Source organism: Bacteroides sp. ZJ-18 (assembly GCF_011038705.2).
Classification (GTDB): domain Bacteria; phylum Bacteroidota; class Bacteroidia; order Bacteroidales; family Bacteroidaceae; genus Bacteroides; species Bacteroides hominis.
Genome location: NZ_CP072198.1, coordinates 4,601,105 through 4,615,592 on the forward strand (window position 1 = coordinate 4,601,105; position 14,488 = coordinate 4,615,592).

11 protein-coding genes are annotated in these 14,488 nt (G+C 51.3%); 5 read left to right on the plus strand and 6 right to left on the minus strand.

What is annotated here, in order from left to right; translation table 11 throughout:
* The first annotated feature begins 102 nt into the window (after positions 1-102).
* Positions 103-429 carry a multidrug efflux SMR transporter gene (locus tag G7Y45_RS18580; RefSeq protein WP_005780971.1) on the plus strand — a complete coding sequence of 109 codons (327 nt, stop codon included), beginning with the start codon at positions 103-105 and terminating at the stop codon, positions 427-429.
* A 9-nt stretch (positions 430-438) separates the two neighbouring features.
* Here the strand turns inward: G7Y45_RS18580 and G7Y45_RS18585 are convergent, their stop codons facing one another.
* Entirely contained in the window at positions 439-1,125 is a 687-nt protein-coding gene (locus tag G7Y45_RS18585) for an HAD family hydrolase (protein ID WP_165016658.1), read from the minus strand.
* A 130-nt stretch (positions 1,126-1,255) separates the two neighbouring features.
* Between G7Y45_RS18585 and G7Y45_RS18590 the strand changes: the two genes are divergently transcribed.
* From G7Y45_RS18590 to G7Y45_RS18600, 3 genes are all read left to right on the plus strand, one after another.
* Entirely contained in the window at positions 1,256-2,140 is an 885-nt protein-coding gene (locus G7Y45_RS18590; RefSeq protein WP_165016656.1) for a hypothetical protein, read from the plus strand.
* A gap of 196 nt (positions 2,141-2,336) precedes the next feature.
* On the plus strand, positions 2,337-3,212 hold the full coding sequence (locus G7Y45_RS18595) for a fimbrillin family protein (protein ID WP_165016654.1): 876 nt from the start codon (positions 2,337-2,339) through the stop codon (positions 3,210-3,212).
* A 228-nt stretch (positions 3,213-3,440) separates the two neighbouring features.
* Positions 3,441-4,265, plus strand: coding sequence for a fimbrillin family protein (locus G7Y45_RS18600; protein WP_165016652.1), 825 nt, complete (start codon positions 3,441-3,443; stop codon positions 4,263-4,265).
* Positions 4,266-4,605: 340 nt separating this feature from the next.
* On the opposite strand, the gene G7Y45_RS18605 is transcribed toward G7Y45_RS18600, so the two are convergent.
* The 5 genes from G7Y45_RS18605 to G7Y45_RS18625 form a co-directional block, all read right to left on the minus strand.
* A complete protein-coding gene (locus tag G7Y45_RS18605; RefSeq protein WP_165016650.1) occupies positions 4,606-5,388 on the minus strand; it encodes a sensor histidine kinase in 783 nt (260 codons plus the stop codon).
* A gap of 323 nt (positions 5,389-5,711) precedes the next feature.
* Entirely contained in the window at positions 5,712-7,358 is a 1,647-nt protein-coding gene (locus G7Y45_RS18610) for an efflux RND transporter periplasmic adaptor subunit (protein WP_165016648.1), read from the minus strand.
* A gap of 36 nt (positions 7,359-7,394) precedes the next feature.
* Entirely contained in the window at positions 7,395-8,909 is a 1,515-nt protein-coding gene (locus tag G7Y45_RS18615) for a TolC family protein (protein ID WP_371729399.1), read from the minus strand.
* Positions 8,910-9,049: 140 nt separating this feature from the next.
* Positions 9,050-12,784 (minus strand): efflux RND transporter permease subunit, encoded by a 3,735-nt coding sequence (locus tag G7Y45_RS18620; protein WP_032539513.1) that lies wholly within the window; start codon positions 12,782-12,784, stop codon positions 9,050-9,052.
* 196 nt (positions 12,785-12,980) lie between these two features.
* Positions 12,981-13,364, minus strand: coding sequence for a hypothetical protein (locus tag G7Y45_RS18625; protein WP_032531627.1), 384 nt, complete (start codon positions 13,362-13,364; stop codon positions 12,981-12,983).
* Between the two features lie 137 nt (positions 13,365-13,501).
* Here G7Y45_RS18625 and G7Y45_RS18630 point away from each other — a divergent pair, with 137 nt between their 5' ends.
* Entirely contained in the window at positions 13,502-14,479 is a 978-nt protein-coding gene (locus G7Y45_RS18630) for a lytic transglycosylase domain-containing protein (RefSeq protein ID WP_005780989.1), read from the plus strand.
* Positions 14,480-14,488: the final 9 nt, after the last annotated feature.

Genomic DNA, 14,488 nt, shown 5'->3' on the forward strand with positions numbered 1-14,488 from the left:
CCTTGTTTCATCTACGGCGTAGCACGGTTAAGTCTTTTTTTATCAATTGTTAAGCGTTTCTTCCCGATTATTAGCGATCTTTGCCATCAAAAAACAAACGATATGAATTGGATTATCCTAACGATTGCCGGATGCTTTGAGGTGCTGTTCACTTTCTGCATGGGGAAAGTGAAAGAAACAACCGGAACGGAAATGTACCTGTGGTTCACCGGATTCCTGATCGCAACTTTTATAAGTATGCTACTACTGGTGAAAGCCACCCAGAATCTGCCCATCGGCACAGCTTATGCCGTGTGGACAGGGATAGGCGCTGTGGGTACGGTGCTCGTAGGTATCCTTGTGTTCAGGGAACCCGCCAGTTTTTGGAGGCTCTTCTTTATAGTGATGCTGATCAGTTCAATAATCGGGCTGAAGATGGTTTCGCATTGAGGGGGAAGTTCATCCCCTCAGCACCTCCGGCAATTCCGCCAACGAACGGATCATCAGATACTCCTTCCCCGACGGATGAATCTCCTCGTGTTTCCACATCGCCTCAGCCGGCACGTGAATGGCCTGCCCACCCAATGACAGAACCGGGAGCACATCCGATTTCAACGAATTGCCCACCATCAGGAAGGATTGCGGAGCGACGTCCAGTGAAGAGATCAACCGCTGATAATCCTCCGGCGCTTTGTCGGTCATAATCTCCGTATGGTCAAAGTAATGGGCAATGCCCGAACGCTGTAGCTTCCGTTCCTGATCGAGCAAATCGCCTTTGGTTGCCACGACCAGTTTATAATCGTCTTTCAAGGTTTCGAGCGCTTCCGTCACCCCGCCAAGCAGACGGATGGGCATCTCCAACAGCTCTTTTCCCATCTCCACAATGCGTCCGATCACTTCGGCCGGCACCCGGTTGCGGCTGATCGTCACGGCTGCCTCCACCATCGAAAGGGTAAACGGCTTAGCGCCATATTTATAGATATCCATATTCTCCATCTCTATGTCGAACAGGCGGGAGGAGACCTCTTCCGTCGTTCCATATTCACTCAGCAACCGGCAGAACTCACTCTCCACCTCGTCATAAAACACCTGGTTGTCCCATAACGTATCGTCCGCATCGAATGCGATCACTTTTATCTCCTGCATGTCTCTCTTTTTTTTTAATCCCTGCAAAAATACGCTTATAAAACGAATAAACGGCCAAAGGCTTGCATTTCTCCCCACATTTAACGAATATTGCAACCGAACTTATGAATAACCTCTTAACGAGAAAGACATGACTTATACACACTTCGGAAAGCAGGCGGATGTGCTGAAACATCTCCTTTTGTGTGAACTGCTACGCATCGAAAAGCCGCAGGTCTACGTAGAAACCAATGCTGCCTGCGCGCAATACGCCTTGGAAAGAACGCCTGAACAGGAGTACGGCATCTACCACTTTCTGAAGAAAGCCGGAGCCGCAGAAAAAGAATGTATACCCGAGCGTACTGAATATTATCACCCCCAAGAAGCGCTCCGCCGATCTTTCTATTATCAGCAGGAGAGCGAAGCAATGCAGGCAAACCGCTACATCGGCTCACCCGGACTGGCAATGAATATCTTAGGGGATACGGCACGCTATATTTTCTTCGATATCGAATCGGAACCCTTGGAGAACGTAAGCCAGTATGCTGGCACAAAGGAATTGAAAGAATGCATAAACTTGTTCAATCGTGATTCCATCGAGGGGACTCTTGAACTGCTTTCTTCCCTCCCCGCATCGTCGTTCCTCCACATCGATCCTTACGAGATAGACAAGCCCGGCAGAAACGGCCGTACTTATCTGGATGTGTTCATAGAAGCGGCCAAGGCAGGGATGCGATGTTTCCTTTGGTACGGCTACATGACGTTGAAGGATAAACGGCATCTGGAGGAATTAATCGCCCAAAGCTTACCGGAAGCGGGTATCAGAAACGCGACAGGAGTAGAACTGACCCTGAAGATGATAAAAGAAGACATCGCAGAGAGCAACCCGGGCGTATTGGGGAGCGGCATTTTAGGAGCGAACCTGTCTGAAGAATCGAATGCGGTAATCCAAAAATATGCCGCATGGCTGGAAGAGATCTACAAAGACGCAAAGTACAAGAATCTGGATGGATCGGTGTATCTGACCCAACGATAAACAATCGGATTCATACCCGCATCGCTCCGGACGCTAAGAGCGATGAACCGGATATATACCTTTCCGGCCTGTCTTAAATTATCTTGTGCCAATTTCGAGAACCAACCCCTACCTCTTTTGTTATTACCGCATTATCTTAGATGTTTAATTTCTAAATAGTAAATTCTAATGTGTGATAACCTAAAACAACAGAAGTATGAAAAAGTTAATGTTTGCTGTAATAGCTTGCGCGATGGCCCTGTCGGGCTGCTCCTCGGAGGATGATTGTGCCACCGTAAATCCCCAGCCTGAAGAAAATGCCACGGAGATCAAATTAAATGCCGGCATCCTGGGCGTGGCAACCCGTGCACCGGTGTCGACGAATGATAACATTACAGCCTCGTTCGTGGCATCCACCACCGATGGAGACTATACGACGAACGCATGGAACTCTACCGTGACATTCGTAGCCTCCCCCACACCGACGTCCGCGCTCTCTTTCAGTCCGGCACGTTATTATCCGGTGAATAGTTCGACCATCTATATCAAAGGTTACTATCCGGCAGGAACACTCGCAGGAAAGAGCGTGACATTCGCAGCCGACGGAACAGAGGATGTGATGATCACCGCCCAGGCTTCCGGAACGAAAGCGACTGCCACCCCCTTGTCGTTCATCTTCAACCACCTGCTGACGCAATTGCAGTTCAAGTTCGTATCCGGCACGGGATATCCCGCATCGGGCGTCAACGTGACCAGCCTCGTAATCAAACAACAGAAGGCACCTGCCACGTTGGACCTGAATACGGCCGCCATGACGTACACCACCAAAGATCTTACGCTTTCGGGAACCTTCCCCATCACAACGGCCGGGGCAACGGTAAGCAATTATCCGATGGTGAAAAGCGGTGAAGCCCTGTCAGTTGCCGTTACCACAAGCGACGGAGTGACCTATCCCGAAACTACCATCTCCATAACCACCGAGGCCGGAAAGTCGCACCTGATTACGCTGACCTTCACGCCTAAAGAAATCACAGCCGCCATCAGCGTGACAGCCTGGCAGGTAGGAGGACAAGGATCATCCTCGTTACAATAATATACTTTCATAATACGCAGATTGCACAGTATAAGGTTTACGCAGGAGACTGTGGAACATGCCTGAACCGTACAGCCGAAGCCTTGCAGAACATAAGAGTTTACGCACGTGAATGTAAAGCATACCTGAACCGTACAGCCAAAGCCTTGCAGGACATAAGAATTTACACAGGAGACTGTAGAATATACCTGTCTACGCAATCTGTGCCACGCCAAAAAAGAAAGGACGATGAAACGGGCTATCCTCACTCTGATGGGTTGGATGCTGCTCTCGCAAGGGTGCAGCTATGGAGTAGCAGACGACTGTCTGCCACCTGAAGAACCCGTGCCCATACGGATGGCAATCGCGGAAGAAAAACTGCCCACACGGGCACCTGTCACCACGATCGACGCTTCCAATCTGTCGAGTGTCGGCATTTACGCAGTCAGGGAAGGAAGTACTGCCGGGCAATATCCCTGGACACCCACGCCTTTCGCCTTAAACCTGACACCCAGTGGCATCAGCGGCAACCAGATCTCCTTCAACCCCAAGCTTTATTATCCGTTGGGAGGAAAGCGGGTCATCTTCTACGGTTACTATCCCCGCACAACGGCAACCACCGGCAACAATTACATCACCGCACCGGACAACGGCATCGCCCCCACCTACCATTTCACACTGACAGGAGCGGAGGATGTGATGTATGCCGTCAGCACTCCCACGGGAAGCACCAGCACTTCGCCCGTCAGCCTCACGTTCAACCATATGCTGACCCAGCTCCGGCTGAACACTTCCCTTCTGGGTTCGCTGTCCAGCATCAAACTGGTAGGGGTATCCAATAAAGGAACGCTTAACATCGGCAGCGGAGGTGTCACTTATGACAGCTCCGTAACAGACATTGCACTGACTATTCCTCTATTGGGGTCAGTGACCGATGCCGTGATGGTTCCCGCCGGCGTGGCAAGTTATAAGGTGGAAGTCGTCCTATTGCTTTCGCTGCTAAAACGGACGTACCTGGTGAAGCCCACTTCCGGCACTTTCCAGCCGGGAGTGATTTATACGATTAGTCTGTAAGAAGCAGAGCAACCCTGAAAGGAAGTTTGCGTTTCATTCTCCAAGACTTTTTATATCCCAACGATTAGAATCCAATTCACCATAGAGTAACACGGAATCTCACAGAGTTTTAACCAATATAGTCAAGCAAGAGAAAGAAAGCCTCTATGTACCCTGTGGGGAGTCAAGCAATACGATTTCACAACAGAAGGCACAGAATTCTAATTTACTACTTATCCGGATATGTAAGAAAGAAAAGTTTCTTTGTGAGACTCTATGTTACTCTGTGGTAAAAAAAGTTCAGAACAACCCTGAAAAGAAGTCAGTCCTTCATTCTCCAAAGCTTTTTGTGTCCTTTTCATTACGAGAAGAGCAACGACAGAAAGTTAGCCTCCTGCTCCCCGTCTTCGGAGTTGTGGATACAACCGTTTTCCGCCAGCAAGTCGCGATACATCAGGCAGAGCCGCATAGGTGAATGATAAGGTTCATACGTACTGGCGGGAAGTTGTGATACCGTATGCAACGCATCGGCCATCTTCATAGCCGCCCGTTTACTCTCCTGTATCTGTCGGAAGCACTCTTCCCGTTCTTCCCGGCTTCCGGCATTCACTATCCGCGACGCAAGCTCTTCCATCGCCTGAAGAGGTCCCCGAAGTTCCCGGCTGACATGGGAAAAAAAAGCGGAACGCAACCGATCCGCCTGTTCGGTACGTTCTTTCCCGATATGCAGTCGATTCATCTCCATCACCTGTGCGGTAATATTCTTGACATATCCTTTGAGGTAATAAAACCCGTTGCCGAGCGGTTGGCAGGTCACGACATGATTTTCGAGATAGAAGTCCTCTCCATTACCATGCACCTTATAGCGAATACCCTCCTGAGGAGGACGTCCGGCATGGAGGGCAGCCATAAATTGAGTGACTATTTGTGCATCTTCCCCATTCATCAGTTTCAGATAATCCAATGGATCCACATACTGTAATTCGTCGTGCCGGTGTATCGTATCGGCAAATCCAATGTAACGCAATTTCCCCGTTTCGGTACTGTACGTCCACATACCGACCCCTGCCACTTTCAGCATTTCCAGTAATACCTTCTCCCTAAAAAGGGCATCAAGGCTCTCTTTCCGATGTTTTTTCGTCATTCCGTAATGATTATGAATAAGATGGTTTTGAGTTGTTTTATAATTAAATCTATTATATAGGTCTATTATCCGATCAATTGCATAGTACTACATCTGGAAGATGTTTGCTGGATTACAACAATTGGGAAAAGAAAAAGTTCGGCATATATTAAGTTAAAGGCATCTTATAAAAAGAATGGGTGTGTGTCGAAACTCACCACAGAATGACACAGAGTGAATTTCAAGTCATTAATTATCCATATTGATAATCTGTGAAAATCCGTGCAATCTGTGGTGAAAAGACTTTCGACACAGCCCCATCCGTTCTTTACTTTAAGAGAGTATCACTTATCCCGGTATTTACAGCAACCGGGCAAGGTATCATAAACAGCCTTATCGGCTTTGTATTTATCGGTATCATGACCAACTATAGCAATAGCTTTGGCTACGGCATCTGCAGAGGTTTTAGATGGATCAAACTGTAAGTGAATCATTTGTTTTTCCTGATCCCAGTCTGCGGTCCGGACACCGGGAACACGTTTAGCAGCTGTTTCAATACGCTCCTTGCACATACCGCAGGAACCATGAACAGTGAACATAGTATGCTCATTGTTCTGAGAGCCGGCATGACTGTCATGCGTACCAGACATATTATGTCCTCCATGTCCGACCATCGGAGCAGTACCCGAACCGTTCTCATTCATCATGGAGCGTTTGCCCTCAAGCTGCGCACTGGCATCAATAGAGAAAACTCCGTTAGTAACAATCTCTTCACCATCAGAAAGTCCATCGAGAACCACATAAGCTCCACCAAGGGAAGGACCAAGAGTTATCTCACGCATCAGGAAGGTGGGAATATCCGTACCAGGCTGACGTACATAGACCACAGCACGCTTACCAGTCCAGAGAATGGCAGTTTGGGGAACAATAATCTGATCTTTATAACCTTTCAAAGGGGCAGAAACCCGGGCAGTGGCATACATTTCAGGTTTCATCTCCTGAGCGGAATTAGCTACATCCACACGAACACGGGCAGTACGGGTGGTAGCATTGATGATAGGATCTATGAAGGAGATGCGACCGGAAAACTTCTTACCGGGAAAAGCAGAAAGAGTGAATTCCACGAGGTCCCCCTTGGTAAGGAACGGAAGGTCTGCCTCAAAAGCATCGAAAACAGCCCATACACGGGAGAGATTAGCTATGTCAAAAAGTACACTGCCTTGTGAAACATAGTCCCCCTGATTGATACGCTTAGCTATGACGATACCACTCGTATTAGATTTGATTTCTACCATAGGAGATGCCTGACCGGAATCGCGGATGGCATCGATCTGGGCATCTGTCAGATTCCAAAGACGAAGTTTCTCACGCGCAGCCTGCACAAGGGCAGGTTGCTGCATGTGGATGGCCTCAAGTAATTCCTGCTGGGCAGTAAATAACTCAGGCGAATAGAGAGTTGCAAGGGTTTGTCCCGCACGTACAGTCTCACCGGTAAACTCAATATTAAGTCGCTCGATACGCCCGCCAACATAAGCAGTCTGTGACTGAAGACTACGTTCGTCAGGAATAATCTTACCGTACAAACGAACCTGTTTCACAGGATTACTCCGGCTGACACGGGTGGTCTGGACATCAGCAAGTGCCATAGCCTCTTCGGACATCCGAATGGCATTGGGATCGATAGCGTCATCACTTCCGGAGGCTACATTCTTCTTGAGAGGGATCAGATCCATACCGCAGATAGGACATTTACCCGGTTTATCCTGACGAATCTGAGGATGCATGGAACAGGTCCAGACACCGGATTCGTCCTGTACAAGGTCATGGGATGATCCGTGAGTGTCGTGAATAGGAGGTTCAGACAGTATCCCTTCGGTAGTTCCCGATGAAGAGGAAGGACTGAACAAAAGCCCCCCCAAGATAAAGCCGGCAAAGGCTATCAATGGATAAAGTACTTGCTTTTTACGAAGAATATCTGATATCTTTTTCATATGGTTATCTTTTTTAGTGGTTCTATATCTATATTATCAGCGGGCTATTAGCTTTTCCATAGCCGCTACCATAGTATTATAAGCCGCTATAGCTTCACTTTTTTTCAGTTTATAATCAAGCATCTGACGTTCCACCTGGATGACGTCAGTCAGCGACTGACGCCCGGCGGAAAATTCACGTACCATCAGCTGCCACGTGGAAAGTGACAAAGAGTACTGCTGTTCGTAGAGCAACACTTTACGGGCAGCATCATCAAGTTGCTGACGGACATTTATATATTCGGCCTGCAACTGGTTTTGTATATTGTCACGCTTCAATTCACTTGCCACGCGGTAATTATGGCTCTCCCGTTGTTGTGCATTGTATTTACGTCGGAACAAAGGAAGGCTGATTTTTAACATCGGCATTACCATATCCTTACCATTCATGTCGGGCATCCCCATGGGATCGGCCACCTTGTTGACCAAAGAGTATTGCAGTCCGATACCGATCATAGGATAACTCATACGACGCTCCATTTTTGCTTTGGCACGAAAAGCTTCACCTTCTGCCTCGAGCATAGTAATCATAGGGTTATGTGTAAGAATGCTGTCGATCAGAATATGCTCATCTATGCGGTAGAAACGCTGCGTCAAAGAGTCAGGTACATGGACAGGAACATCAGACGGCCGGTTGAGCAGGGCATTAAAGCGAGCCTCAGCAGTCAGACGGGCGGACTGAAGAGTGGCAAGGTTATCTTCCAGTTCTGCACGTTCCATCTGGATACGAAGAACATCGGACATGCTACCGGTAGCAACACTCCCCATCGATCCTCCACCCATACCAGACATACCACCGGAAGAAGTACCGATTGAAGTTCCAGAAGCGATGGCAGACGCCGCATTTCCCATTCCTCCCATACCGGTCATGTCGTTACCGGAAGCTGACGCAAGTGGCATCGAGGAAATCGATTTAGCAGCAGCAGAAGAAGAAGAAGAAGATGAGACAGACAAAGAGGTTGCCTGTGCCGACGAAGCGGAAAAACGATTCAGCGCCAATTGTTCAAGCTGACGGAGAAGATGAATATTAGTCTTCATCGTGCGATATTGCTCATTGAGGTTACAGAGCTGATACCACTGGGCTTTGACCTCATACCAAAGGTTGTTGCGAGTATCACGAAACTGTTCATAGGCCATACGTGCCATCTCGGAAGCCTCACCACGGGCTGCTTTACGGGTACCGAACCAAGGGAACATTTGCATCAAGGTGAAGTCGGCCACCTGTTTACCCATCAAGGTTTCCATGGGTTTGATAAAAAGGCCGATCTCTAATTCGGGATCGGAAAAGGCACCTGCCTGAGGAATCTTCTCCAATGAAGCTTTATAGAGCATGAAGTCCGCATTTACTTGCGGATTATTGCGGGCAGCCTGTTCCAGATAAACCGACAAGCTGTCGACCGGTTGCTGTCCTTCGGTAAGTGAAGCGAATTGCCGCGCAGAAACGGGAATAACAGCGGGACAAAGCAAAATATTAATTGCTATGACCAATGGATATTTATATTTTCTGTTCATTATTATATGATCGTTTACTTATGAAATACTATTATGCAAAAAGGTGAGACTTACCCGGGGGGTATATAGCCCCCATATGTGGGGAGTATACGGACCCCATATGCGAGGGGTACTCAGCCCCTATATATTATGGGGGGATACTACTCACCGTATGCTCCTTTCCGTTTCTTCTCCCGTCTACGCTCCACCGCCTCACGCCACCAGCATTGCAGCACCGGAACCACAAACATCGTCATCGACTGTATCAGCATCCCCCCAAACGTCGGGATAGCCATCGGAACCATGATATCCGCCCCTTTTCCGGTGGATGTCAGCACGGGAAGCAGCGCGATCAGCGTCGTCGCCGTTGTCATCGCCGCAGGGCGGACACGCTTCAATCCGGCCTCGACCACCGCCTCACGGATATCGTGCCGGGTTCTCGGGTCACGCTCCAGAAAGACGTGATGGATGTACGTCCCCATCAGCACCCCGTCGTCCGTAGCCACGCCGAAGAGGGCGATGAAGCCCACCCAGACCGCCACGCTGAGGTTGATGGGGTGCATCTGGAAGAGATCCCGCATGTTCTCACCGGCGATGCTGAAATTCATGAACCACGGTTGCCCGTAGAGCCACAGCAAGATGAACCCGCCCGCGAAGGCGACAAACACGCCGGAGAAATGGATCAGCGAAGCCGTCACCGTGCGGAACTGGAAGTAGAGCACCAGCAACACGATGAGCAGCGCCAGCGGGACGACAATCATCAGCCTGTCCGTAGCACGCTGCTGCTGCTCGTAGTTCCCGGCAAACTTATACGAGACGCCCTTGGGCAGCACCAGTTCGCCGCTCTTCACCTTGGCGTCGAGCATCGCCCCCGCCTCGTGCACCACGTCCACCTCGGCACGGCCGGAGAGCTTGTCGAAGATGACGTAGCCCACCAGGAACGTGTTTTCGCTCTGGATCATCTGCGCGCCGCGCGAATATTCGATGTCCGCCAACTCCTTGAGCGGCACTTGCGCCCCGGTGGCGGTGGGAACGAGCAGCATCGAGAGCGCCTCCGGACTGTCGCGCAGCTCACGGGCATAGCGCAGCCGGATGGGGAAACGCTCGCGGCCTTCCACCGTGCGGGTGAGCGCCATCCCTCCCACGGCAGCTCCGAGCACCTCTTGCAGGTCACCTACCGCTACACCGTAGCGTGCCATTGACTCCCGGTTGAGCTTAATCTCGAGGTAAGGAGCGCCCACCGCCCGGTCGTAGAACACGGACGAGGGGATGACGGACGGAGACGACTTCAATGCCTGTTCGATCAGCTTACCCCCCTGCTCGATGTCCTCCAGCGTGGGGCCATACACCTTCACCCCCATCGGCGCCCGCATGCCTGTGGAGAGCATCACGAGCCGCGCCTCGATGGGTTGTAGCTTCGGCGCCGAAGTCAGCCCCGGCAGGTGGGTGACGTTGACAATCTGTTGCCAGATGTCGTTGGCGTTCTTGATCTCCGGCCGCCACTGGCGGAAATAGTCGCCCCGGGGGTCGGCCACCAGGCTGTCGGCAGGCAAGAGGCGGAAACCGTCGGCAGGATTATACGTGCCCCCGTCCTTCAACACGAACGCCCCGTCCCCGTCCACCCGGAAACGTGCCCGCCGCCCGTCCTCGTCGAGGATATATTCGGGACGGTAGTTGATCGTATTCTCGAACATCTGCACCGGCGCCGGGTCGAGGGCGGAGTTCACCCGCCCCCACTTGCCGATGGCCGTCTCCACCTCCGGGATGGCGGCCAGGCGCTTGTCGAGTTTCTCCACATAGTCCAGGTTCTGCTCGATGCCCGCATGCGGCATGCTGGTAGGCATCAGCAGGAAAGAGCCTTCGTTCAGGCTCGGCATGAACTCCTGCCCGACGCCCCGCCAGATGAAGAACCCGCAGACAACTGTCGCCACGGGGATCATCATAAACTTCCAACGGTTGGCCAGGCACCAGCGCAGGATGCGTTCGTAGAAGATGACCAGCGCCCAGAGCATCGCCAGGATGATAGCCACGCAACCGGCCACGAAGAGCACGTTCACCGTCAGCCCCCGCCCCGGTCCCATAGGCAACCACTCTTCGGAGAGGTAGAAGAGCGCCACGAGCAGGGCGATGGCGATGTTGACGTAGTTGGCTATCTTCGGATTCTTCCAGCGCCCCGCCAGCAGATTGTTCACCCCTACCGCCGTCAGCCCCAGCGCGGGGATGCTGCCGTAGATAGAGCACAGCGCAACGCCCATCCCGATCAGCACGTAATTCATCCCCCGCCGGATCATCTTCGAGTCGATCCGCACCGAGAAGAGGAAATAAGCCAGTGTCGGCAACAGGATCAGCCCCAGCACGAAAGCCGAAGCCAGCGCGTACGTCTTGGTGTAAGCCAACGGCGAAAACATCTTCCCCTCCTGCGCCTGCATGGCAAACACGGGCAGGAAACTGACAATCGTCGTAATCATCGCCGTAGCGATTGCCCCCGACACCTCGCTCACCGCCTTGTATATCAGTCCAGCCAGCGCCTTCCCCTTCGTAATCCCCCGGTTCTCCGGCATCTCCATATACCGGATGATGCTCTCGACGAACACCACCCCCACGTCCACCATCACCCCGATGGCGATGGCGATACCGGACAGAGCCACGATGTTCGCCTCAATCCCCGTGTACCGCATCAATATAAATGTAGCCAGCACCGCGATGGGCAGCATGCTCGCAATCACCACCGACGCCCGCAGGTTGAGCACCAGCACGATAATCACGATGATACAGATCAGTATCTCGTGCGAAAGGCTCGACTCCAGCGTGCCGATCGTCTCCTTGATCAGTCCCGTCCGGTCGTAGAAGGGGACGACGGTCACCTTCGATACCGTCCCGTCCGCCAGCGTCTTTTGCGGCAGACCGGCATCCATCTCACGAATCTTCTCCTTCACGTTGTCGATCACTTCCAGTGGGTTCGACCCGTAGCGGGCAATCACCACGCCGCCCACGGCCTCCACACCTTCCTTGTCCAGTCCGCCGCGCCTCGTGCCCGGCCCGATGTTCACGAAAGCGATATCGGAAATGCGCACCGGCACCCCCTCCCGGACGGTGACGACGGTGTTCTCGATGTCCGCCACATTCTTCACGTAACCCAGCCCACGGATCAGGTATTCCACCTTGTTCACCTCCATCGTCTCGGCGCCGATGTCGAGGTTGCTCTTCTTCACGGCGTTCATCACGTCCATCACCGACACGTTGAACGAGTACATCGCGTCTGGGTTCAGCTCTATCTGGTACTCCTTGACAAACCCGCCCGCGGATGCTACTTCGGACACGCCCGCGGCGGCGGACAGGGAGTACTTCACATAAAAGTCCTGTATCGTCCGCAGTTCCTCGGCGTTCCAGCCTCCGGTGGGTCGTCCCGTTTTCGGGTCGCGCCCCTCCAGCGTGTACCAGTAGATTTGCCCCAGCGCCGTAGCGTCCGGGCCCAGCGTAGGCTGCACGTCCTCGGGCAGCGTGCCCGGCGGCAACGAATTCAGTTTCTCCAGGATGCGCGAACGGCTCCAGTAGAACTCGATATCATCCTCAAAGATGATGTAGATAAACGACATCCCGAACATGGACGAGCTACGGATGGTTTTCACCCCCGGTATGCCCAGCAGCGAGGTGGTAAGCGGGTATGTAATCTGGTCTTGGATGTCCTTGGGCGAACGTCCCATCCATTCCGTGGCCACAATCTGCTGGTTATCACCGATGTCGGGGATGGCATCCACCGGGATCGGGTTTCTCGGCACGATGCCCCCATGCCAGTTGAAGGGTGCGGTAGAGACTCCCCAGACCACGACCAGCGCCAGCAGGAGCATGGTTATTACCCTGTTTTCGAGGAAATAACGGATTATTTTGTTGATCATATAGAAAGATATTTATTGTATAATAGTAAACACTTGGAATGCCCAAAAGGATATGGGAATCCCTGACAGAATGTCCCAGAGAATAGGATATTCCCTAATGAAATGCATCAAAAGGGTATACCAATTCCTGTCCCACATTGAAAATCAGAGGGGAATAACTTCTTTTCTTCTCTCCGGAAAGGAAGTAAAGTGAATACTAAATCAAATAAGTACAATGATAAACAAACAGAGGAACTCCCGTTTGCTTGGGTGGAGAATCAAAAGCAATAAAACTCTGGCAGGTATCTTCCACCTCCAACGACAGAAACCCTGCATAGAGCACCGGTAACAGTTCTGTCACCACAGGTACCAGGTTCGTCACCACCACATGGTTCACGTCCTGATCTACCGCCAGCTTGATGTAATGTGCCTCATCCTTACAACAATCCGAAGTCTTCTTCTGTCCACACATGGTGCAAGCAGATGCACTCCCCCATTCCACATCTGCCATACGGCCCATGCAGTAATGAACGTTGACTGTAATGCCTGATGACACCACAGCATATAATAACGTAAGGATGATTAATATGAACTTCTTCATGCGCGTTTTTGAGGTTGCGAAAATAAGTATCGGGATGGACACTTTCGAGCCCCGTTACATATAATTAACGTATGAATATCCTTTTTGGTTTAATCCTTTTGGTTATCTTTACCCCACCAACTAATAAAAAAACTGTCATGAAACATATATCTATCAACTATATCTTCACTACTGCCCTCGCCTTGGGCGCCGGTATCAGTATTCCTGTCCTCGTGGGGAGCACTTGCCTCAGCGAGCAACATTCTGTACAATCGGAAGTACCATACTGTGTCACTCCGCCTACCGTCCCCGAACAAGCAATCTTCGATGGCGACACCATCGACCTCCGTCGTTACGACCGACGTGAACGCATGGACCGTGAAATGATGTCGTTCACTTATATGCACTCCACCACCATGCTGATGTTGAAACGCGCCAACCGCTACTTCCCCATCATCGAACCACTATTGAAAGCCAACGGTATCCCCGACGACTTCAAATATCTGATGGTGATAGAAAGCAGTCTCAACCCTATCGCACGCTCCCCGGCAGGTGCCGCCGGCCTGTGGCAATTTATGCCCGCCACCGCCCGCGAATTCGGTCTCGAAGTCAACGATAACGTAGACGAACGCTACCACATCGAGAAAGCCACTGCAGCCGCCTGTCGCTATTTTAAGCAGGCTTATGCCAAATATGGTGACTGGATGGCCGTTTCCGCTGCCTATAATGCCGGACAGGGACGCATTTCTTCGCAACTGGACAAGCAGCTGGCTGATCATGCCATGGACCTCTGGCTGGTAGAAGAGACTTCCCGCTATATGTTCCGCCTGCTGGCCGTGAAAGAGGTATTCGGCAACCCGCAACGCTTCGGCTTCTTGCTGAAACGGGAGCATCTCTATCCCGTCATTCCTTACAAAGAAGTGACGGTAAATACCGAAATCAGTGACCTGAGCGACTTTGCACAGAAACAAGGCATCACCTATGCCCAATTACGTGACGCTAATCCCTGGTTACGCGGCTCTTCACTGAAAAACAAAACCGGAAAGAAATACGTTATCCATATACCCACACAAGAAGGTATGAATTATGACCCGAAAAAGACCGTTCCATACGAACGGAAATGGGTAATTGATTAATAATTGACT